Raw genomic sequence first — 21599 nt, forward strand, 5'->3', positions numbered from 1 at the left:
AGGATGGATTTATGTGGGATGTACAAAAAGCCGTTCAGCATCTGAATGAGCATGCAGAAGCATCATCCAAAGGCTATTGCGCCCGGTATGTAAAAGCCGCAATCAGCGCTGGTGGAGACATAAGCAGTTGGCCTTCGATAGTTTCGGCAAAAGACTATGGACCGGCACTTATTGAACGAGGATTCAACGTCATACCTGCAACAGACAGCTTTGTAGCTGGTGACGTGGTTATTATACAAGGGTTCAATAAAGCAGATTTCCCAGAGGGTGAAATAAAGAAAGACCATCCTCATGGACATATGGCTATGTTCAATGGGCAGCAGTGGGTATCAGATTTCAAGCAAAATAGTGGCTATTACCCTGGCGGTGATTATCGTAAAGCAAAGCCCACCTTTGTTTTTTATCGGTATAAGGATGTTGATGCTCAATTGTCGGGACAAAGTGCAGCCGATAATAAACCGATGAAAACGTGCTTTCCTTCCTGCAAACAGGACGGAAAGCAATACGCCACGCTGGATGAAATGATGGGTCTTATCGGGCGGGAACCTCATGGTTCCTGGCTGGCAGGTACCAATCATATGTGGCACGGCGGTATTCACCTGACGGAAATTTCTGCGCCAGGCTCCGTGTTGAAACCTGACTCGATGGACTCAGTGGTGCCACTTCAGTGCATGGCCGATGGAGAAGTTGTGGCCTGGCGTCTGAATCAGGACTACAAAACCGACACCTATAACAGCCAGGCGTTGCAGTATTCAACAACCTTTGTGTTGGTGAAGTCGCTCTGCAAGCCAGGCCCTGAGAAAGAAAACACCTGGCTTGAGTTTTACACGCTGTACATGGGACTGGCACCGCTGTCTGAGTTCCCGCAAATTCCATGCTACAAAGTCACAGACAAAGGCGACGGGCTGAGAAAGCGGCAGTACAGCGGAACAGAGCTGGAAGGTCATAAAGCACCAGCGTCGGACGATGGCAAACTGAAGAAAGGCACGCGCGTTGCCGTCACAAAGCAAACTTCTTTTGAGCTTGATAGAAAATTACAGCCGTTTGGTCTGGCAAAAGTGCTGAATGGGAAAGGCGAACCGACAGGCAAGCCATTTTGGGTTTCGCTTGACCCGAGTTATATGGAGCCGGAGGGCACTCAGCGTGCGCTTTTACCCGCCTGGATGCAGCAAGCCGTTGCAAAGGGAGTCTTCGATTCCGTTACAAAACCGAATGCAATTCTGAAGATAAACGCTGGCGATGCAATCGGCTTTTTGGGTGACGATATTGTTCCGGTGGGGATGGGAAGAGTCAGTGGTAGCAAATACGTGCATATCGAAGTGCTCAGTGCAGATAGTCGTATGCCAGCTTTCCTGGATAACCCAGGTGCTGTGACCTCTGGGCGAAAATATATCCGTATCAAGCCCGACAGCAAGCTGTATACAAACTCCGGTAGTACCTTTACGCAGACCCCTTCTGTGGTGGGAAAAGATGTCCATGCTGTTCTCCCAGAAGATAAATGTAATCCAAAGGACAGTGGCGGTAAGAAGTATTACCAGATCAGCGAGCACGGTTGGCTGAGCCAGGATGATGTTGAAGAAGTTAATCAATACGATCTGAAGAAACTGGGTTTTTCTGCTTTCGTCCAGGAATCTACGCCTGATATGTCAAAGTCGCTGACCGAAAAGTGGGTCCAGTCTACTTTTGAGGCCTACTCTGAGCAGGTCGTTCCCGAGCGCGGTATCCAGCAACAGCAGATGTCAGACTTCTACAAAGCTATGGCAGATAAACTGGACAGCGATCAGGATGACGAGCTTTCCGGTGCCGAGCTTTATAATGCCGTTCACCATGCTGAAATAGGGATACGCGATATCGCTGCCCGGATGACGGTAAAACACGTCAGCGAATGGTTTGGCGGCAGCAGCGACCCGAAATGGGTAAAGTTCTTTGAAACCTACGATCCGATTCGTATAGGGTTTACAAAGAAGTGGCTGGATGATGTGGAATGGATGAGCCAGGTCGAACCTTTTACATCGGGGAAAGCGGTCTGGCATATGCATCCGGTTGTGTTTTTGGATGCTGTCGGTGTCAGTGATGGTGTTACCTATGCTCAGTTAAAAACTATTTTCCCACAGGCTTCTGATGCTGATTTGAATACAGTCGTTGTTGAACTACAAGGGCGATTAGAAGAGTTTAAGCTTGATACGCCAACAAGGCTACGGCACTTCTTCTCTCAAATTAAAGGAGAGGTCGGCCCTAAAATGGAAGGGCTAACAGAAAAATTCCAGTTTTCGCCAGCGGCGCTGAAATCTTTTAGTAAGTATTACAGGCAGCATCCATCTGAGGCGGATACTGATGGGTATGAAAGAAATGCTGCTGGAAAAATTTCTCGTGGAGCAGATGAACAGGCTATCGGCCGTAAGCATTATTTGAGATTGAATGGAAATAGACAGAGCAATCCGGATGATGGCTATAATTTTAGAGGTCGAGGATTAATTCAGATAACCGGTTATGAAAAATACCATGGGTTTATGATAGATTATTCAGAACATTGGCAAGGCCCATCTCCAGATACTGTTACCGACCCGGATGAGGTAAATGAAATGCCGTATGCTATTCGTAGCGCACTATGGTTCTGGATTAAATATAAGCCTTATAATGCAGACAAAGGGCGCGGGTACGACGATGTTGCTGATGTAACTAGCGTGGTGAATGGCGGTGACATGGGGCTTGCTGAACGACAAGCTGCTTATAAAATATGCGAAAAGGTTTTTTTATGAAAAAGATTTTACTCACTTTAGTTCTTTCAGTAGCTCATTATTCATATGCCAGTGAGTGCCAGCCTAATGAAACACTTATTGCGTCGTGCAATCTTTCTGGGAAAATATCTCGGTTGGCTGCATTTTGTGCAAATAAAGATGAAGATACTATCAGGTATTCGTTCAGTAAAGGGAATACCTCGGAGTTAACAGTAACTTTTAATTCTAAGAATAAACTAAAAAGATGGGTTGATTCAGCAACGTATACAACTTATCTAGGGTTTAATCGAGGTGTTTACTCTTATGTTCTCAGAATACCAGAGGAAAAACCTGGCGTAGTAGCTCTTCTTGATGTGAAAAAAAATGGTGGCATTATCAGCACAAAAAGATGTAGTTCAAACTCCTTTGGGGAAGAAGATATAAAAATTAATAGTATCGAAGATGTTGACGATAGCGTGGTTAGGAATAACGGATTTAAATTTCCTTAGTTTCGAATTACAATTTTGTAAGCAGAATGGATGAGCAGAGAATTGTAGAAATGAAAGTGCTACCATATTAATACTTATCATCTTCAACTTGGGAGTACGCTAATGAAAGTGTTAATAGTTTTGATTCTATTTAGTTTTTCTGTAATGGCTCTTGATCAAAATGAAACTGAGCTTATTTCGTGCTCTCTGCAAGGAAAGTCCTCTGCGAAGGTTCTATTTTCTATAAATGACGTAACTAAAGAAATTAGCTATAACTTTAAAAATCAGGAAAAACAGAGTTGAGCGTTGTTTTTAATAGCGAAAATAAATTAAAGCGCTTAACTGATAACAAAGTAGGTGTGACGTATTACGGATTCAATCGAGGTAAGTATAGTTATGTTATTGATATAATTAATGGCGCTGAGCAAGAGGAATATTCAATGTCATTTGATATCAAGAGAAATAACAAGGTTATTCAGTCTAACGATTGCCTTCCAGGTTCGTTTAGAAGTGATAGCATTAAAAGTAATTATATAACCGATGTTCCTTACGCCGATGATGACAATTTTATTTTTCCGTAACAATGGCTAATGAAAGAAGGAATAGGAGGTTTTATGCGCAGTTTAGTTTTTGGGTTACCTTTCTAGTTTCTTCTTTTTACACATTCGCTCAACCAGATATCGTACAAGGACCATTTAAACTTGATGGCGATGCAAATGTTTATATCCAAAAGGAAACCGATATCCATTTTCAGTTAGCCATTTATCTTGATAATAATGGTCGGAGCTTGAAAGTGGAATCTTATGAGGTTGATGGCGGTGACCCTCATGTGGAAACCGTTTTTTTTACTAAAATACATAATCAAAAAAATGTGATTGTATTAATTTCCTGGGAGCAACGACATGCTGCGGAAAAGATAAATGGAACTGCTTATCAGGTTTATGGGGTATAGCTACTCCTCCAATAGCCTTGCCATCAATTCCTCCATCAAAAATGATCAGAACCTTAATGGCCTTGATGGTGAGTTCAATGGTGAAGAGTTGAATTTTAAGTATAAAAATGCAGCAGAGATTAAACAGTATCTAAAATCGCACTATAAATAATTCCCGAAAGTACCGCTGCTGTACGCCAGGGTAATGAATTCCAGCTCATCACTTTCCACGCTAAGGACTGCCCGAATGAAAACCTGTTTCCCTGCCCGTAAGCAAAACGGAGAGAACTACACCACGCTGGATGAAATGATGGGCCTTATCGGCCAGGAACCGCATGGTTCCTGGCTGGCAGGGACCAATAACATGTGGCATGGCGGGATCCATATATCTGAGACATCAGCGCCGGGGTCTGTTCTTAAGCCGGACATGGCGGAGGCGCCGGTTCCGCTGCAGTGTATGGCGGAAGGTGAAGTGGTGGCCTGGCGTCTGAACAAGGACTACCAGAAGAGCACCTGTCTTGGCCAGCCAGTGCAATACACGACGACGTTTGTGCTGGTGAAGTCAAACTGCCTGCCGGATAAGGACAAAACTCAGACTCAGCTGGATTTTTATTCGCTCTATATGGGGCTGGCACCGCTGTCTGCATTTGAGAAACACAAATGTATGGTTGCCAAAAAGACCGTGAGCAAAAGGAAGGCCGGTAGATACGAAAGCAGCCAGAATCCAGGGGCTCCGGCCCATGCCCCTCAGGCCATAGGGGAACTGGTGCAGGGAACGCGTGTGCTTATCCTGAAAGAGGCCACGTTTCTGAATAAGCCCGTCCCGGCACCGGCCCATTCGGGCGCGACGGAGCTACAGCCATTCGGGCTGGCGCAGGCGTTTGATAAAGACGGGAAGTTAAAAGACGAACAATTCTGGGTCACCCTGTTACCGGAGTATATGGCGGCAGAGGGTGAACAGTACGCGCATCTGCCACTCTGGATGCAGAAAGCGGTTGAGCAGGGCACCTTTGATGCCGTAACAAAACCTGCGACAGCACTGAAAATCAGCGCCGGGGATGCCATCGGTTTTCTGGGTGAAGACATTGCACCTGCGGGTATGGCAAAAACCAGCAGCAGTACCTATGCCCATATCGAGGTACTGTGTGCCGACAGCCGCATGCCTGCATTCCTGGATAACCCAGGCAAGGTGACCACGGGACGAAAATACATTCGTGTTCATCCTGATGCGATGCTTTGCACCCTGTCAGGTGATACGTTCACCAGAACGACGACGCCGGTCAAAAAGGATATGCACATCATCCTGCCGGTGGATAAATGCAACCCGAAGGAAAGCGGTGGCAGGACGTATTATCAGGCCGGACAGAGCTACTGGCTGAGCGAGGATGATGTGGATCTGATCGAACAGTACAACCTGAAGGAACTGGGATTTATCGCACTGGCGGAGGAAAACACCCCGGATATGTCAGCTTCGTTGCAAGAGGGCTGGATGAAATCCGGATACAGGTGGCTTGCCGAGCAACTGAGGCCCGAACGGGGTATCCAGGAACAGCAGATGTCGACCTTCTACAAAGGGATGATCGACAAGATGGATGCCGATAAAAATGGGCAACTGTCGGAAAGAGAACTGTTTGCCGCGCTGCACCATCCCGAGATGGGTGTACGTGACATCGTTTCCCGGATGATCGTGAAACACCAAAGCGAGTGGTTTGGTGGCAGCAGCCATCAGAAATGGACCGCATTTTTCCAGGACTACGATGTTCTGCGCATCGGCTTTGCGAAGAAGTGGCTGGACGATATGGAGTGGATGAGCAAAGTTGAGCCGTTTACGTCGGGTAAAGCTGTGTGGCATATGCATCCGGTGGCATTTTTGGATGCTTTAAACGGAAGTTCGTGCGCTTGCGATCGGGACATAACTTTAGAAGAGTTTCAGAAATTTATAGTTGGAGTAAGTACTGATACTTTAAATTCTTATCTCACCGAAATGAACAATGGATTTAAAAAGTTTGGAATTACCACATGTAGAGAAAAGGCTCATTTTTTAGCACAAGTGCTGCATGAAAGTGGAAATTTCAGATTCACTAAAGAAATAAATGGCGAGCGAGCATCTTATCAACCTTGGTTTGGTAGAGGTTTAATTCAAATAACATTGCGTGCAAACTATGAAAAATATGGCGAATATATTGGTGAAGATGTAACGTCGGGAGATAGTGCTAGAGATAAGTTAACCAAGTTTCCTCACAGCGTTTTGTCCGCATTTTGGTACTATGATGTTAGTAGAAAACTGGGTGAGTTCGCCAAAAATGATGATTTTAATAAGGTCACTGCTGTAATTAATGGTGGGTTTAATGGCTATAATGATAGATTGTCAATTTTTAATTCAGCGGTTAAAAGTCTAGGTGGCGAGCATTTAAATAAGCAATGCGATAATGGTACGTTCTCATTTGAGACAAGTTCTATTTATCAAAGTAAAATTTATTCATTAGCTTGGGGCCTCTGGCACGATCCTTCTAGTCATAGAAGTGGAACTGACAAAAATTCTGAAGAGGCTCTTAAGGGATATAAAAGAGCAAAAGAATTGTTGTCCTCCTCACCTTTCCCAGCAAGTACGCCACATAAGAAAATATATGGTATCCAATATGTGAATGTGCTTGATTATATCAATCAAAGAATAGAGGTATTGCAATGAAATTATTAGCTTTAGGATTGGTTTTGGCTACCTCGTCCTGTGCTGTTTTTGCAGGAGGGGATCATTCTGTTGGATGTTTTACATCAGGTAAAACTAATGTGAAGTTTGTGCAGATTGATCGAGATGGGATTAGCTTAGGTTACGTTAAATATCAGAAATCAAAAGTAGCCATACCACTGGTTTATGTAAGCAGCACTTCAGAGGAAAATGAAGAAGGAGGCCCTAACCAGTTTACTACTAAATGGGCCGAGTTTATAAATGGTAAAGTTAATGGCTATTATACAGTAATGTCGCAAGGTGCTAGATTCTATCAGTTTGAGTATAAATCCAAAACCAATGCGATTACTAGTTTTGAAGATAACACCAATGCATACAATAGCGACGGTACTGATTGCAAGTGGTAGTTATGCCTAGAGTAGTCCTACTTGTATCCACTAATTGATTATTAATAGTAAAAGACTCGGCAATGGTAACGTTTCATCTGGTGATGGAAGTAAGTACCGCGGGAGAGGTGGAATACATCTTACAGGAAAAGTGAATTACGAAGGATTTTCTGATTATTATAAGACCCAATGGGGGAACGGTGTTGATTTCATTAATGAACCATCGACTCTTGAAGAGCCTGTTTATTGTGTTAGATCCGCAGTTTATTTTTGGCTTCGTGAAAATTATACTCATTGGCTGATTCAGGCGCCACTGGAAAGGTTGTTAATGAGATAACGGCGAAAGTAAATTTGCATACAGATAGCTATGCAAAAAGACGAGTTCACTTCGAAAGTATAATGGCTGGTAAATTTTTTGGGGAAGCATTTTAATGAGTGAAAATAAATTTTTTAAAAGGGAGGGTTTCTTTTTTTCTCTATTTGTTTTTGGTATGGTTTTTTGTAATAACAGCGATGCTAGTTCTAATTGGTATGTTGTTAAAAATTACATCGGCACGATTGGTAAGTATCCTGTCCATTTATCCATTCAGTCATATGATTTTGGTAAAGAGGTTAGCATTGAAGGCAGCTATTATTATGATCGTCATAGAGCACCAATTGCGCTTTATGGAAAAGATGTATCTGGTGTGATTGAACTGTGTGAAGCGACTACTAAAGAAAATTTTGAAAAATATATCGCTTCTGGCGACAAGTTTGATCTTTCCAAATGCCCATTGAAAGTTATTAAAAACGGTCAAGAGTTAAATGGTGAATGGCACGACGGCAAGAACAAATTAGAAGTTTCTCTTAGAAATGTTTCTTCGATGGATAAAACAAGTATCGTAAGTGAAAATGGTATAGTAGAAATCCCATTTTGGGGACAAACCGATAAACATAGCTTTATTGGTATATATGAAAAAGATGGAGCTGATATTTCTATTGCTAAGATTAAGGTCTTAGATAAAACTAATGGCAATGTAATTCAAGTTATCACGCCTCAGAAACAAGAGTGTGAATTTGGGTTTTATATGACTCCGATCTATCAAAATGTGGAAGGGTTTAATAATAATTCAATCTATTTAAATTGCTATAGCACAAGAGCTGACGTCATTGTTAATTACAAATTTGATGATAATAAGTATGTAGAACAGAAAGAATGAATGCCCGGTGAGTGAACAGAATCAGTTCCCTATAAGGACGGCAAGATGGTTTTCTAAAATTTTAACTGTAGGATTATTTGCTTTCTAATCCGGGTAAAGTGACATCGGGCCGAAAATACATTCGTGTTCACCCCACTGCGAAGCTTTGCACCCTGTCAGGTGATACGTTCACCAGAACGACGACGCCGGTCAAAAAGGATATGCATATCATCCTGCCGGTGGATAAATGCAACCCGAAGGAAAGCGGTGGCAGGACCTATTATCAGGCCGGGCAGAGCTACTGGCTGAGTCAGGATGACGTGGATCTGATCGATCAGTACAACCTGAAGGAACTGGGATTTATCGCACTGGCGGAGGAAAACACGCCTGATATGTCAGCTTCGTTGCAAGAGGGCTGGATGAAATCCGGATACAGGTGGCTTGCCGAGCAACTGAGGCCCGAACGGGGTATCCAGGAACAGCAGATGTCGACCTTCTATAAAGGGATGATCGACAAGATGGACACCGACAAGGACGGGCAACTGTCGGAGAGAGAGCTGTTTGCCGCATTGCACCATCCCGAGATGGGCGTACGTGACATCGTTTCCCGGATGATCGTGAAACACCAAAGCGAGTGGTTTGGTGGCAGCAGCCATCAGAAATGGACCGCATTTTTCCAGGACTACGATGTTCTGCGCATCGGCTTTGCGAAGAAGTGGCTGGACGATATGGAGTGGATGAGTCAGGTTGAGCCATTTACATCGGGTAAAGCTGTGTGGCATATGCATCCGGTGATGTTTTTATCATCCATATCTAATAATGACGATCGACTTATTACATACGAGCAGTTAAAAGCGATGCTTCCTGCGGCGCGGCAAGGCGAAGTTAATATTTATTTGGAACCATTAAATGAAACAATGAAACTGTTTGAAATAAATACACCCTTACGGAAATCACATTTTATGGCTCAGGTTCTCCATGAGACAGGTTTTTTTAAGTATACAGAGGAGACTGCTTCTGGAAATGCATATGAAGGTCGTAGTGATCTAGGTAACATCCATGTTGGTGATGGTCCATTGTTTAAAGGCAGAGGATTACTACAGATCACTGGTCGTGATAATTACACAAAGTGCCAAGCATATCTGAGAATAAAGCTTAATGATGAAACATTTGATATAACATCATCAGAGTCCAAAGCTAAACAACTATCAGTAAATCCAAGGTATGCGGCATTGGTGTCTGGATATTTTTGGAGATATATAAAGCCTAAGCTAAACGTTACCGCTGATAAGGATGATGCCTATTGGGTTTCAGTTTATGTCAATGGGTGGGCTGTACAAACTCATCCTTACTATCAAGACAAAGCTAAAGAGCCGAATCATATGGATGACCGTATTAATAAGTTATCCATTGCCAAAAGTGTATTTGGGGTGGAGTAAGTTTAATGAAGAGAATCTTGTTGTCATTTATTATATGTACGTTACCAGCGCTTTGTAATGCCTCGGATACTGCAGGGGCTAAATACTCTATTTCTTCTATATACACAGGAGTTATTGGTAAGAGCAATATTACAATGAATCTGATTAGTTCCAAAGGTATCATCTCGGGGAGTTATATATACGATAAATATAAGAAGAGAATTTTATTAAATGGAGTTGTTAGTCCTCATTCTATTGAGTTAAAGGAGGAAACAAAAAGCAGTTCGGCTACTATAACGCTTACTCAAACAGATAAAGGTTACATAGGTAAGTGGTGCGATAAAAAATGTGTCCCAGTAACAATGCATACTAATAACTCATTCAGAGACGGCGAGCTGAATGGTGTTGAAATGGATGGCTCTGATACAGGGACTTATAAAATAATACTGAAATTCAAAAGCAAGAATGAAACAATTATTGTCTCTGACGCGATAGACATTCCTTCTCTTGAGTTTGTAGATGTTAATGGTGACGGCTATTACGATTTGATAGTTACAACGGATCATCGGCCAAATAATGGCAGCCAGACTATTTATCTCTCTGGTGATAGTGGTTTTTCTGCAAATGATGTTTTGTCAAAAGAAGATGGTACCCTTGTATATGAACCTTATAAGAAAGAACTTTTTTTCAACTTAAAAGATGATTGCTGTAATAGTTTTAGTAAGATTGTTTATTTCTTTGAAAATGGCAAGGTTGTGAAGGTTGATAGCATTTCCTTTGATTACTCATCAAACATAGGTAAAAACTCCAAGGGTGAGAATATTTCAAAGGAACAATTTGAATCTTATTAATTGATTTTTTATGAGGATATTTTATTCAAGAGCTCGTTAGAGTTGGTGATAAATCCATTCACCGCGATTTCTCCTGAAAAAATCGACGTCAGAAAAAGTCCAAATCCACAGTAAATTATTCATGTAGGATCCGGTTGGTTGGAAGGATATCCGTGTTGATTGCTATTTAATCGGGGGTGACTTGTTTGCAAAAGGATTGTTTTGTTCGGTAACAAAAATAACCTTATTCTGCAAACATCTGAATAAGATGGGATTATGTCAAACTAAGGGTTTCTCGAATAAAAACCTGTTTTTGTGCCCGTAAATCCACTGCCAGGATATCTTTAAGTGGTTTTTTTGAGTCGTTGTTATGTTCAATTTGATGAGGTTTAAGGTGGATCGTTTGGCTAGATTTTTCTTCCTGCTTATGATTGTTTTTAATATAAATGCTTACGCAGAAGAGATTGTTAATGATCATGATATCTCTAATATATCCAGTTGCTGGAAAAAATGGAGTGAGGATAATGCTGATTTCAGTATGACGCACTCCTGTTTAAAACAAGAGTATAAGCTTTCAGATGCGCGGCTCAATAAAATTTATGGTGATGCTGCCCGTTTTATTGAACAATATCCAAGAATGTGGCATCAGGGAGGGCGTGATGTTGAACAACTCAATATGCTCAAAGATTCACAACGTGCATGGATAAAATTTCGCGATAATGAATGTACTTTAATCCTCTCTAATGAAGACACTCCAAACTTGAATGATCCGCATGCTGAGGCCACTTGGTTGTCCTGCATGATTATACAAACAAACTCACGAACACGACAGTTGCAATTATATTTCAATAGCGAGGATTTTTATCCAAGTCCTTTGCTTAGAGGGTAGGTTTTTATCAATGTAACAAATACGAGTTTGGCTCTTTTGGTATTAGATATTTGTTAAGGAGACACGATGCAAGGCATTATTCGAATCGGCGATAAAACCACTCACGGCGGCGCAGTCCAGTCGGGCTCATCTACCATGATTTTCGGTGGCATCGGCGTAGCCCGTAAAGGCGACAAAGTTTCCTGCCCGCAGCAAGGGCATGGGCCAACCGTCATCACTGAAGGTAACCCGGACTATCTCGATAATGGGATCCCGGTGGCGTTTCACGGTCACAAATGTGCCTGTGGCTGCACACTCATAAGTTCTCTGCCTGACGCTATGGTGGGTTAACTATGCCCGTTATTCTGGAAAGGATCCCGGAGAAGAAAACCAGACCGCCACGTCCGATAACCCTGCGCTGGTTGATTTTCGGCGTTGTTGTGCTGGCTGTCGGGGCGGGGCTGACTTTCCTGTTCTGGCAGGGAGAGCGTTCCGGCCCCGGGTTCTGGCTTTTTGCTGTTGCTCTCCCTGTGCTGATCTGGGGAGCCATTTTTTCAGCTCGGCGTGCGGGCTATAAGTATCTGCGCGTGGGGCAGGATGCGGCCAACAGAACCATCAATACCCGTCACGCTAATGATAAAGGTCGCGGACAGCGCTTTGCCTGGTTTGCCGGTGAATATCTGCTAAATGCTCTGGAGCGAAATCATGTGGCAACGCAAGCTGCGGCGCTGGCTAAAAAAACTGTTCTTGAGCCGGTGATGCCGCGTGGAGCTGATAAGCCCGTCAGGCACTCTCGTTTATCTGAGGAAGGCAACGCCTCTGACGTGCTGGATGTTTATCAGCACGAAGCGGTGGCACATATCAACTTACTGCTGAATGCTTTGCCTGAATCCATGACCTGCTATCTGGCGCTGGAGCTTGCCGAAGGCCTACCTGATATTTCACTCAGTTGGCTATCAAAGATTACCCGGCCAGTGATCCGCATCCGTGACCTCTCCGGGCTGCGGATCCTCGACTACTGGCTCGACTCTCACTATGCGAAACCCTCTGCGCTGCTGGTGCTCAGCGCACAGCTGAATGACGTTCCCACGGATGATTCCGGGGAAGCTCTTTCAGTGATGCTGATGACCAACTGCCGTCTTAAAGATATGCCACCTGAATCAGCGCGAATTCATCGTCCGCAGATTAATCACACGGGTGATATGAGCCATGCGTTGCGGCACGCGATGCTGTGGGCCGGGCTTGATAAAGACACAGTACTGCGTGGCTGGATAACCGGCGGTACGCTGGCCTCCAGTGATTCACTGAATACAGCCTGCGAATGCTATGCGCCAGAACTGACCGCGCAGCGTTACGTCAATATTGATAGCGTGGCAGGTTTTGCCGGAGTTACCGCGCCCTGGCAGGCCTTAATTCTTGCGACCCGTCAGTGCATTGCTGACCGCGAAGCGCAACTGGTTGTGACCGAATCATCACCAGACTACCGACAGCTCTGTGCTGTCACTCCAGAATAATAATCAGGGATTGTTACCGCTCTTTATGAAAAGACCGTCCGCACTTGCATCCATTGTTTTCCTGGCGCTCTGTATCACAGGCATAGTTGGCCTTTTCCTCTGGATCTATCCGGAAGAAACGGCCAGTGCGGTGCGCATTGGACCATTTAGCCCTATTGGGGTCATTGCTGTCTGTCTGACGCTTGGCATCATCATTATCACTCTGGGGTGGTTCGCAGAGAAACTCATGATTACGGCGGGTGAACGCGGCGGAAATCAGAATGCTGAAGACGAAAACAGCGCGGTAACCTCATCTCAGCCTGATGCGCCTCACACCGATGAAGACACCACGCGGTTTACCTCTGGCTCACTCATCGATCACCTCCGCCTGCGCTATGGCCGCCGCTGGAAATCCAAAGTCCGCTTACTGTTGGTGCAGGGCACAGATGATCATATCGAGAAAGTGGTACCGGGCCTTAAGCGTGACCACTGGCAGGAAAACAACGGCATTGTCCTGATCCATGCCGGGCTGGCAAAAGCCACGCCTGAGCCGGACTTTGTTGATGTACTGAATGAGGTTCGCCCTCAGCGTCCGGTGGACGGCATTGTGCAGGTGATGGACTGTGCCCAGCTTCCGGATGCTGCCGCGCTGGATACGCTCGTTCGCAGCCGCCAGAAAGGGGATTCGCTGTTTGGCTGGCAGGCTCCGGTCTGGCTGTGGTTTATCCGTGAAGAAGCCTGGAGCCAGGAAGGCGAGGGCGTTCCGGCGACTGGTTCATTGTTCGGGCCGGGGGCTGCACCGGAAGCGGCGGTTGAATCACTGACCACGCTGTCTTCCCGTTTACGCGATGCGGGCATGCCCGTGCTGCTGAGTGATACCCGACACGACTGGCTGCTACAACTCTCCGATCAGCTGCGCGGGCCTCTCAAACAGCAGTTAACGCCGCTGCTGACCAGCCTGATGAAAGGCCCGGCACCTTATCGTCTGCGTGGGGTGATGTTCAGCCCTGCTCAGGTGGCGACTCCCACGCTGCCGAATGCACGCTTAAGTCCGCCTGCATGGCAGGCGCTGGAAGATGATTGTCTCCATGTTCACGCCCGTAAAATCGGCTTCCACTGGCCGCGAGTTCTGCGATTCGTGTTGCTGGCGCTGGTTCTGCTGTGGGGCGCGGGAACGCTGCTTTCACTGGTGGTTAATCGGGCGCAGATTTATCAGGCGCAGGAAACGGCGCGTGTTGCTGCCGATACCCGCCAGCCGCTGACAGAACGTCTGCGCAACCAGCTGGTTCTGCAACAGGCCATCGCCCGTTTGCAGGACCGGGAAGCTCACGGCGCGCCATGGTACACAACGTTTGGCCTGAATCAGGACAGTGAAACGTTGAATTCACTCTGGCCCCTGTATGCCCGCAATAATCAGGGGCTGATGCGTGATGCGTTGGCCGATGAGCTCCACCGCCAACTGGACGCCTTCGTGCAACTGCCTCCTGCCAGTGATGCGCGAACTGCCGCCACCCAAAAAACCTATAACCTGCTCAAGGGCTACCTGATGCTGGCGCGCCCCGATAAAGCGGATGGTCCCTGGCTGGCTGCAAACATGCTGAAAGTCTGGCCGACGCGTGCGGGCGTAACTGACAGCGCCTGGCAAACCCAGGCTCCAAAACTGCTTGGCTTCTATGCTCAGAATCTGCCGTCTCATCCCGAGTGGGCAATCAAACCGGATGCCGAGCTGGTGGGGACCGTGCGACAGATTTTGCTTAAGCAGATTGGTCAGCGTAATGCGGAGTCTGGTCTGTATCAGGAAATGCTGCAGCGCATCGCCCGTAACTGGCCGGATTTAACCCTAGCAGATATGACCGGTGATACCAATGCCTCAACGCTGTTCAGTACCGAAGAAGTGGTGCCGGGGATGTTCACCCGCCAGGCGTGGGAAGAGCAGGTTGAAACTGCTATTGATGAAGTGGTGAAAACCCGCCGCGCAGAAATCGACTGGGTGCTAACGGATAAGACTCATCAGGCTGGTAGCGATATCTCGCCGGAAGCGCTGAAGCAGCGCCTGACCGAGCGTTACTTTACCGATTTCGGGAATGCCTGGTTGAACCTGGCGAACAGTATTCAGTGGCACGAGGCGGAATCGCTGTCTGAAGCGATTGCCCAGCTCAACCTGCTGGCGGATGTGCGTCAGTCACCGCTGGTGGCGCTGATGAACACGCTGGCCTGGCAGGGGCAGACGGGAGCCAAGGGCGAAGCACTGGCGGATTCAATTGTCGATTCGGCGAAGAAGCTGGTGGGCCGTAAAAAGAACGCACAGCAGTTTATTGAACAGGCTCAGGGTCCAAAAGGTCCACTGGACGGTGTGTTTGGCCCGCTCAATGGCCTGATGGTCGGGAAAGACGGCACGGGCAGTAACGGCAACCTGAGCTTCCAGTCCTGGCTGGCGCGTGTAACGCAGGTGCGCCTCAAGCTGCAACAGGTGACCAGTGCACCGGATCCGCAGGCGATGGCTCAGATGCTGGCCCAGACCGTGTTCCAGGGTAAAGCAATTGACCTGACCGACACCCGCGATTACGGCAGCCTGGTGGCGGCAAGCCTTGGACAAGAGTGGAACGGTTTTGGCCAGGCACTGTTTGTGCAGCCTCTTGAGCTGGCCTGGCGTCAAGTGCTGGCCCCGGCGGCAGGCAGCCTCAATGCCCGCTGGCAGAGCACTATCGTCTCGCAGTGGAATACGGCATTTGCCGGGCGCTATCCGTTTAAGGCTACGGGAAGTGATGCTTCACTTCCTCTACTGGCGCAGTTCCTGCGTGGTGATTCCGGGCGTATCGCGGCATTCCTCAAAACGAATCTTGGCGGGATCCTGCATCAGGAAGGCAGCCGCTGGGTGGTCGATCCTTCCGCAAGTCAGGGAGTGGCCGTCAACCCAGCATTCCTGGCGGCGATCAACCAACTGGCGGATATCTCCGATATTGTTTTTGCGCAGGGTGATGCAGGCGTGCATTTTGAACTGATGGCGCGTCCTTCACGAGATGTTGCACGTATCCAACTGGCGCTGGACGGGCAGAATCTTGATTACTTCAACCAGATGGAAAGCTGGCAGAGCTTCACCTGGCCGGGGAATACCTATTATCCGGGCGTCGACCTAAGCTGGCGCAGCAATACTGCAGGAATGCGTCTGTACGAACACAATCAGGGTAACTGGGGCTTTATCCGTCTGCTGGATAAAGCGCTGATCACCCCGCTCGACAGCAGCCGAACCCAGCTGGTGTGGATCACACAGGACGGCAATCCGCTGAAATTTATTATGCGCAGCGAGCTGGGCGATGGCCCGCTGGCGCTGCTGAAGCTACAGGGGTTCAGCCTGCCGGCATCGATTTTCTCGGTCAGCGCCGATGCTGTGAATAACACCTTTGCATCCACGGAGGGGGAATAAGATGGCAACTGCAAAAGCACTGCTGGCACTGTGCGTGCCTGATGACGCGCAGCAGTCTGCGCTGCTCGCCCATCAACAGGGCAGCCTGACACAATGGGATAACTGGCTTAAGCCGTTAACGGACGGCGACGGGGCGGGGGAAGACCCGGCCTATGACGACGATTTCCAGCTGATGCGCGAGGAAATCAACAAGCTCTCTGGTACTGATTCAGAAAAACTCTGCCAGTTGGCTGAAAAAATCCTCTGCCACACGGTTCGTGATCTGCGTGTGGTCACCTGGTATATCTTCGCCCGCCTGCAGCGGGAGGGCGAAGCCGGGCTGTGTGAGGGGCTGCAACTGCTGGCAGCCATGCTGACCCGCTACGGCGAGAAGTGCCACCCTCGTCGCCCGAATGCACGTAAGTCGGCACTGGAATGGCTGAACAGTACGAAGATGCAGGACACGCTTTCGCTGTGGCCGGATGCCAACCGTGAGCAGACCTCCCAGACGGCGGCGGTGCTGAGCTTGCTGAATACCCAACTGGAAAGCTGGCAGGAAGGGGAACGCCCTTCGCTCGACGGGCTGTGCCGTGCGCTGGAAACCCGTCTTGCAGGCTCCGGTGGGCTGGATGGCTTAACACCGCAGAGTGTGAGTTCAACGGAAAGTGCGCCAGTCTCTACCGTCAGGTCGTCAGCGCCGGATATTGTCGTTAAATCGGAAGGCGAATTCTTTAGCCAGTCGAAAGTCCTCTCCCGCTGGCTGGCCGATCAGCAGGACGGCTGGCTGGCATCGCACCGGCTGATGAAAGCGGTGCGCTGGGATACGGTGGGTCAGATCCCGGCGCTGGACGCCAGCGGCCGTACCCGCCTTTCGCCACCGAAACCGGACTACCGTGCACAGCTTAAACGGCTGTATCTGCAACAAAGCTGGACGGAACTGGTGGAGCAGGCGAGTACGATGTTCTGTGAAGGCGGCAACCGTTTCTGGCTCGATTTGCAGTGGTACCTTTGGCAGGGGCTGACCCGCGCCGGACAGCCCTGGGATGGCTGGGCGGATTACATCCTCAGCGACCTGAAGCTGCTGCTGGGCCGCCTGCATGGCCTTGAGCAGCTCTCGTGGAGCGACGGCACGCCGTTTGCCGATGAAGTGACGCTGACCTGGATTGCCGAAAAAGTGAATGACGACATGCCGGGATTTGGTAATGAACCTGCCGTGGTTGCCGGAGGAGAGCAAACGGATGACATTCTCGCGCTGGAAGCGGAGGCGATGGAAAAGGGTGACAGCGATGGCCCGGAGGCGGCGCTTGGCTGGCTTCAGAGTCGTCCGGGTATGGAGTCCTCCCGCAACCGCTGGTTACTGCGTCTGCTCATGGCCCGCGTTGCAGAGCAGTTCGGGCGCAATGAAATGGCGCTCCATCTGCTTGGCGAACTCACCAGCAGCGCACCACAACTGACGCTCAATGACTGGGAACCTGCGTTGCTGTTTGAAGTGCAGGCCCGCCGCCTGAAATTACTTCGCCTCAAAGCAGGCCGCAGCGAAAGCGACAAAACCCGCCTCGCCCCTGAAATGGACGAGCTGTTGGCTGGCCTGATTGCCATTGATCCCGCCCGGGCAATGGTGCTGTGTGGCTGATAAGGCCACATCTGATTTCCACTTTTTTTGACTACCACGATACTCAGGAAACCCGTGCATGGATGATTTAACCCTGCGCTATTACGAAGCAGAGATGCGCTATCTGCGCGAAGCCGGTAAAGAATTTGCCCGCGCCCACCCCGATCGCGCTGCCATGCTCAATCTGGATAAAACCGGTGCCCGCGACCCGTACGTCGAGCGCCTGTTTGAAGGGTTTGCCTTCCTGATGGGGCGTCTGCGCGAAAAACTCGACGATGACTTGCCGGAACTGACCGAAGGGCTGGTCAGCCTGCTCTGGCCACACTATATGCGCACCATTCCGTCACTCTCCGTAGTGGCCTTCGACCCGGAATGGCAACAGCTGAAGCAGGCCGAAGTGCTGCCTGAAGGTTTTTCGGTACTGTCGCGTCCGGTCGGGCCGGACAAAACCGTTTGTCAGTACCGCACCACTCGCGACATCACCCTGCAACCCATTCATCTGGCTGATGCGCGTTTGCAGACCGAGCCTGACGGGCGCGCGGCGATTCGTCTGCGTTTTGAATGCAGCAGCAAAGTGGACTGGGCGAAAAGTGGCATTGATAAAGTCGCCCTTTATCTTGATGCCGAAAGCCCGGTAGCGTCGGCCCTGCATCTGGCGCTGACCCGCCGGGTGCATGCAATGTATGTCCGCCATGCGGCAACGCGCACTGAACGCATCTGCTTTGATGGCTGGTGCAAGCCGATGGGCTTTGAAGACAATGAGCGTCTGTGGCCGAAAGGCGACTCGGCATTCAGCGGCTATCAGCTGCTGCTGGAGTATTTCAGCTTCCGACAGAAGTTTATGTTCGTGGAGCTACGTGGGCTGGAGCTGACCGGGCTGGATCGGGACACCACCTGGTTTGAAATCGACATCGTGCTCAACGGCGGCTGGCAATCCGATATGCCGTTCGAAACTGAAAACTTCCGCCTGCACTGCTCACCGGTGATAAATCTTTTCACTCTGGAAGCGGATCCGCTGACCATCGACCCGCTGGAAAACGAATACCTGCTGCGCCCGATGCGAGTGCAGGACGGGCACACTGAAATCTACAGCGTCGATAACATTCACGGAGCGGTGAAAAACGGTAAGCACCCGTATGTACCGTTCACCAGCTTCCGTCATCGCGGCGGCATGATGCGTCACGATGCGCCGGAACGTTACTTCCACACGCGAGTGAAGCGCGGCCCGTCTGGTCTGTACGACACCTGGCTGATTCTCGGTGGGCGTTCGTTTGAAATTGAACAACTGGCAGATAAGCCAGAATCACTCTCCATGCGCATCACCGGCACCAACGGGCAGATGCCCCGTAAGGCGCTGGAAAGTACGCTGCTAGACCGGGTCGCGAAAGCAGGCAAGGTTCCGGTAAAGGTTCTGAACCTGATTGCGCCGAGCCTGCCGCTCTATCCGCCCGCGAATGACCGTTTCCACTGGAGGGTGATGAGCCATCTGGGCTCGAGTTTCTTAAGCATGATGGATAACCCGGAAGTGCTACGCGGTACGCTGGCTCTGTACGACTGGACCGACGACGAGATGAACCGCCGCCGCCTGGAAGCCATCGTGGCGGTGAAACACACGCTGGTACGCCGCTTTGAGCGTGGCTACATGCTGCGCGGTGTGGAGATTGAAGTCACCCTTAATGCCGACAACTTTGCCGGAGAGGGCGATGTGAATCTCTTTGGCGAAATGCTGCATCGCTTCTTTGCGCTGTATGCCGATGTACACCTCTTCAATCAGCTCACGCTGGTACTGCAACCGACAGGGAAACGACTGAGATGGACAGAGAATCACAGCCAGCACGTACCGGGCTGACAGAGCTGCTTGGCAAGGATATCTGGCGGGTTAACTTTTACCGTTACTGCCAATTGCTGGAACAGGAAAATCCTGACGCACCCCAGCTGGGTACCGCTGAAAAGCCAACCGCCGATCCGGTGCGCTTCCGTCCCTGGCCGGGGATGGGCTTTCCGGCCAGTGAACTGCGAACTGTTGAAACCGACGAAGACCACCCGGAACTGCCGCCCACGGTGCGCACCACGTTCCTCGGGATGTATGGCGTAGATTCACCCCTGCCGACGGCGTATCTGGACGACATTGCCCAGCGCCGCGAGGGGTATGAAGCGACCACGGCGTTTCTCGATATCTTCAGCCACCGAATTACCACTCAGTATTACCGTATCTGGCGTAAATACGCTTACCCGGCGACGTTTGAAATGGGGGGAACCGACGACACCTCACAGTGCCTGTTAGGGCTGGTGGGCCTCGGGATCCCCGGCACGGCGGAACACGTTGCCACACCCGTTTCTCGCTTTCTGGCCTTGCTCGGTGCGATGCGCCTGCCGACCCGTAACGCCGAGGGCATTCGACAGCTCGTCAGGCTACTGGCCCCGGAGACTACCGCGACCATCATCAGCCCGGACCCGGTGAAAGTGCAGGTGGCACAGCGCAGCGGCCTGGGGAAAGGAAACCGGATAGCCCTGTCGCAGCGCGCCACGCTTGGCAAAACCGGGAAAGAAGCCTGTAGTCGGATCCTGCTGATGCTTTCGACCAATAATCCTGAAGAGGCCGAAGGCTGGCTGCCCGGTGGACAACTGCACACAGATTTGCTGGTACTGCTGCGTGTGTATCTCGGTTACCGCTCGGATGTACGCCTGCGTCTGACCGTTCCGGTGAGTGTGTTACCTGATCCTCGTCTTGGGCAAAAACGCCGTATTCAACTGGGCCGTACCGGCATTCTGGGGCTAAAAGGCGGAGCTCTCAGTACTGGCCGCAGCCACCTTACCGTCAGCCTGGGCTGCTATGAAGGGCTGGACTGCAAACCGCTACTTCCTGCCCAGGACGGCGGTTACCGCTTTGATTAACTCTGCTGTTTATTCTGAAAGGAACCTCTGAATGACATCCGTTCCCCTGCGACAGATTGCTCTGCTCGCGCTCTGCGGTTTGCTGGCCGGTTGCGGCCTGACCCAGACTGTTTCCGATGGTGCGGTCAGCATGACCAAAGCCATCTTCTACAAAAAGATTAAGGTGCTTCATCTCGACTTTGAACCGCGCTCTGCCGCCAATGCTGATGAAGCGCAGACGCCGCTGGCGACCATGGTACGCGTCTATCAGCTTAAAGACCGTCAGAAGGTGGATGCCGCCGATTACCAGAAGCTGTTGCGTGATGCCGACACCGTGCTGAAAGAAGACATCGTGGCGAGTAAATCCCTGCTGGTGATGCCTAAAGGCAGCGTGATGCTCAATATGCCGATGGATGAAGAGGCGCAGTACGTCGCGGTTATTGGATTGTTCAACCGCCCGGATATGAAAAATAATACCTGGCGGCTGGTGTTAAGCCGCGACGATCTTGACCCGGACAAGCCACGCACCATCGAGCTTGGCAATGGCTTCCTGACGCTGGTGCCTGTTAAGGAGTGACAACAATGGCGATGGATAACTGGCTGGCGCTGTTCGACGGACAGACCCGCTACACGCTGGAGATAAACGACAGCCGGGTCAAACCGGATGTGCTGAACTTCCACGGACGCGAAGCGCTGAGCGCCCCGTCTGAATGGC

At 49.5% G+C, this 21599-nt stretch carries 17 protein-coding genes and 1 pseudogene; all 18 read left to right on the plus strand.

All coding sequences use genetic code 11. From position 1 onward, the window contains the following. Positions 1-11 precede the first annotated feature (11 nt). Complete coding sequence (locus tag WB237_RS18765) at positions 12-2759, plus strand: glycoside hydrolase family 19 protein (RefSeq protein ID WP_336215298.1); 2748 nt, start codon at positions 12-14, stop codon at positions 2757-2759. Beyond that, positions 2756-3226 carry a hypothetical protein gene (locus WB237_RS18770; protein WP_336215300.1) on the plus strand — a complete coding sequence of 157 codons (471 nt, stop codon included), beginning with the start codon at positions 2756-2758 and terminating at the stop codon, positions 3224-3226. The genes WB237_RS18765 and WB237_RS18770 overlap by 4 nt, the downstream gene beginning before the upstream one ends. Before the next feature lie 278 nt (positions 3227-3504). Continuing rightward, positions 3505-3786 (plus strand): hypothetical protein, encoded by a 282-nt coding sequence (locus WB237_RS18775; protein ID WP_336215301.1) that lies wholly within the window; start codon positions 3505-3507, stop codon positions 3784-3786. Between the two features lie 2 nt (positions 3787-3788). Beyond that, complete coding sequence (locus WB237_RS18780; RefSeq protein ID WP_336215303.1) at positions 3789-4157, plus strand: hypothetical protein; 369 nt, start codon at positions 3789-3791, stop codon at positions 4155-4157. Between the two features lie 226 nt (positions 4158-4383). After that, positions 4384-6825: a glycoside hydrolase family 19 protein gene (locus WB237_RS18785; RefSeq protein WP_336215305.1), complete on the plus strand. Its 2442-nt coding sequence runs from the start codon at positions 4384-4386 to the stop codon at positions 6823-6825. Next, complete coding sequence (locus WB237_RS18790) at positions 6822-7229, plus strand: hypothetical protein (RefSeq protein WP_336215308.1); 408 nt, start codon at positions 6822-6824, stop codon at positions 7227-7229. The genes WB237_RS18785 and WB237_RS18790 overlap by 4 nt, the downstream gene beginning before the upstream one ends. 410 nt (positions 7230-7639) lie before the next feature. Next, on the plus strand, positions 7640-8407 hold the full coding sequence (locus WB237_RS18795; RefSeq protein WP_336215310.1) for a hypothetical protein: 768 nt from the start codon (positions 7640-7642) through the stop codon (positions 8405-8407). Between the two features lie 200 nt (positions 8408-8607). Continuing rightward, a complete protein-coding gene (locus WB237_RS18800; RefSeq protein WP_336215314.1) occupies positions 8608-9825 on the plus strand; it encodes a glycoside hydrolase family 19 protein in 1218 nt (405 codons plus the stop codon). A 5-nt stretch (positions 9826-9830) separates the two neighbouring features. Beyond that, the gene (locus tag WB237_RS18805) at positions 9831-10655 is read left to right on the plus strand and encodes an FG-GAP repeat protein (protein ID WP_336215317.1); all 825 of its coding nucleotides are present in this window, start codon (positions 9831-9833) and stop codon (positions 10653-10655) included. A 382-nt stretch (positions 10656-11037) separates the two neighbouring features. Further along, complete coding sequence (locus tag WB237_RS18810) at positions 11038-11523, plus strand: lysozyme inhibitor LprI family protein (protein WP_442892518.1); 486 nt, start codon at positions 11038-11040, stop codon at positions 11521-11523. A 66-nt stretch (positions 11524-11589) separates the two neighbouring features. Further along, positions 11590-11853, plus strand: a complete 264-nt coding sequence (locus WB237_RS18815) for a PAAR domain-containing protein (RefSeq protein WP_237995041.1) — start codon at positions 11590-11592, stop codon at positions 11851-11853. A gap of 2 nt (positions 11854-11855) precedes the next feature. Next, positions 11856-13016 carry a hypothetical protein gene (locus WB237_RS18820; RefSeq protein ID WP_336215325.1) on the plus strand — a complete coding sequence of 387 codons (1161 nt, stop codon included), beginning with the start codon at positions 11856-11858 and terminating at the stop codon, positions 13014-13016. A 25-nt stretch (positions 13017-13041) separates the two neighbouring features. Then, positions 13042-16419, plus strand: coding sequence for an ImcF-related family protein (locus WB237_RS18825; RefSeq protein ID WP_336215326.1), 3378 nt, complete (start codon positions 13042-13044; stop codon positions 16417-16419). A 1-nt stretch (position 16420) separates the two neighbouring features. Then, positions 16421-18031 carry a type VI secretion system protein TssA gene (gene tssA / locus WB237_RS18830; RefSeq protein WP_336215329.1) on the plus strand — a complete coding sequence of 537 codons (1611 nt, stop codon included), beginning with the start codon at positions 16421-16423 and terminating at the stop codon, positions 18029-18031. Between the two features lie 58 nt (positions 18032-18089). Then, complete coding sequence (gene tssF / locus WB237_RS18835) at positions 18090-19859, plus strand: type VI secretion system baseplate subunit TssF (protein ID WP_336215330.1); 1770 nt, start codon at positions 18090-18092, stop codon at positions 19857-19859. Continuing rightward, the gene (tssG, locus tag WB237_RS18840) at positions 19823-20905 is read left to right on the plus strand and encodes a type VI secretion system baseplate subunit TssG (protein WP_336215332.1); all 1083 of its coding nucleotides are present in this window, start codon (positions 19823-19825) and stop codon (positions 20903-20905) included. The genes tssF and tssG overlap by 37 nt, the downstream gene beginning before the upstream one ends. A 31-nt stretch (positions 20906-20936) precedes the next feature. Next, a complete protein-coding gene (gene tssJ / locus WB237_RS18845; protein WP_028019690.1) occupies positions 20937-21461 on the plus strand; it encodes a type VI secretion system lipoprotein TssJ in 525 nt (174 codons plus the stop codon). A gap of 11 nt (positions 21462-21472) precedes the next feature. Continuing rightward, positions 21473-21599: pseudogene (locus WB237_RS18850) on the plus strand (type VI secretion system Vgr family protein); the annotation flags it as partial.

The organism is Enterobacter sp. P82 (genome assembly GCF_037053385.1).
In the GTDB taxonomy this organism is placed as follows: domain Bacteria; phylum Pseudomonadota; class Gammaproteobacteria; order Enterobacterales; family Enterobacteriaceae; genus Enterobacter.

Coding starts and splice junctions, on each gene's coding strand:
- WB237_RS18785 (WP_336215305.1), top strand. CDS start 4,384: ATGAAAACCTGTTTCCCTGCCCGTAAGCAAAACGGAGAGAACTACACC.
- tssJ (WP_028019690.1), top strand. CDS start 20,937: ATGACATCCGTTCCCCTGCGACAGATTGCTCTGCTCGCGCTCTGCGGT.
- WB237_RS18795 (WP_336215310.1), top strand. CDS start 7,640: ATGAGTGAAAATAAATTTTTTAAAAGGGAGGGTTTCTTTTTTTCTCTA.
- WB237_RS18820 (WP_336215325.1), top strand. CDS start 11,856: ATGCCCGTTATTCTGGAAAGGATCCCGGAGAAGAAAACCAGACCGCCA.
- WB237_RS18805 (WP_336215317.1), top strand. CDS start 9,831: ATGAAGAGAATCTTGTTGTCATTTATTATATGTACGTTACCAGCGCTT.
- WB237_RS18765 (WP_336215298.1), top strand. CDS start 12: ATGTGGGATGTACAAAAAGCCGTTCAGCATCTGAATGAGCATGCAGAA.
- tssA (WP_336215329.1), top strand. CDS start 16,421: ATGGCAACTGCAAAAGCACTGCTGGCACTGTGCGTGCCTGATGACGCG.
- WB237_RS18825 (WP_336215326.1), top strand. CDS start 13,042: ATGAAAAGACCGTCCGCACTTGCATCCATTGTTTTCCTGGCGCTCTGT.
- WB237_RS18770 (WP_336215300.1), top strand. CDS start 2,756: ATGAAAAAGATTTTACTCACTTTAGTTCTTTCAGTAGCTCATTATTCA.
- WB237_RS18800 (WP_336215314.1), top strand. CDS start 8,608: ATGCATATCATCCTGCCGGTGGATAAATGCAACCCGAAGGAAAGCGGT.
- WB237_RS18815 (WP_237995041.1), top strand. CDS start 11,590: ATGCAAGGCATTATTCGAATCGGCGATAAAACCACTCACGGCGGCGCA.
- WB237_RS18790 (WP_336215308.1), top strand. CDS start 6,822: ATGAAATTATTAGCTTTAGGATTGGTTTTGGCTACCTCGTCCTGTGCT.
- WB237_RS18780 (WP_336215303.1), top strand. CDS start 3,789: ATGGCTAATGAAAGAAGGAATAGGAGGTTTTATGCGCAGTTTAGTTTT.
- tssF (WP_336215330.1), top strand. CDS start 18,090: ATGGATGATTTAACCCTGCGCTATTACGAAGCAGAGATGCGCTATCTG.
- tssG (WP_336215332.1), top strand. CDS start 19,823: ATGGACAGAGAATCACAGCCAGCACGTACCGGGCTGACAGAGCTGCTT.